A 669-nucleotide genomic window follows, 5' to 3' on the forward strand; every position below is an offset into this window, starting at 1 on the left:
GAGCAGGCAGGCAAAATGAGATTAATAATATAACCATTGCTGAAGAAAGAAGCTCCACAGGATTTACTCGAAATGGAATGACAATCTATTACACAGATGTCTATTTTGTAGGAGAAATCCCAACCATCCTGAGTGTTAACTATTATGATACTTATCCACAGGGATATAGCTTCAATCCATCATTTCCACAATTTATTCAAGGAGAAGCTCCTCTAACAGATGTTCCTACTGGGGGAAAAAGTACCAAGGGACTTCCCGTAATGAGTCTGGTGAAGAATATTGAGGATGACAACTGGACAAAGAGCTACACCTATTATGATACCAGAGGCAGGGCCATTGGAACCCATTCCATCAATCACTTGGGAGGATATACCAGGACGGAGTCCAAGCTGGACTTTGCAGGGGTTTCCCAAACTGTTGTTACCAAGCATAAAAGATTGAATACGGATACGGAAAAGGTAATCACGGAGAACTTTGAGTATGACCACCAAAATAGGCTGCTGGTACATAAGCATCAGGTAGACTCCAATCCCATGGAAATCCTGGCCCAGAATAAGTACAATGAACTTTCTCAGTTAGAAAGCAAGAAAGTAGGGGGAATAAATGTGGCTTCATCATTACAGCAGATCGATTACAAGTACAATATCAGAGGGTGGATGACTAAGATTA

General features: G+C 41.3%; 1 pseudogene. It reads left to right on the plus strand.

Annotation, left to right across the window (positions count from 1 at the left end):
* Positions 1-669, plus strand: a pseudogene (locus tag C1638_RS22545) (RHS repeat-associated core domain-containing protein); the annotation flags it as partial.

Source organism: Chryseobacterium oncorhynchi, assembly GCF_002899895.1.
Lineage (GTDB): Bacteria > Bacteroidota > Bacteroidia > Flavobacteriales > Weeksellaceae > Chryseobacterium > Chryseobacterium oncorhynchi.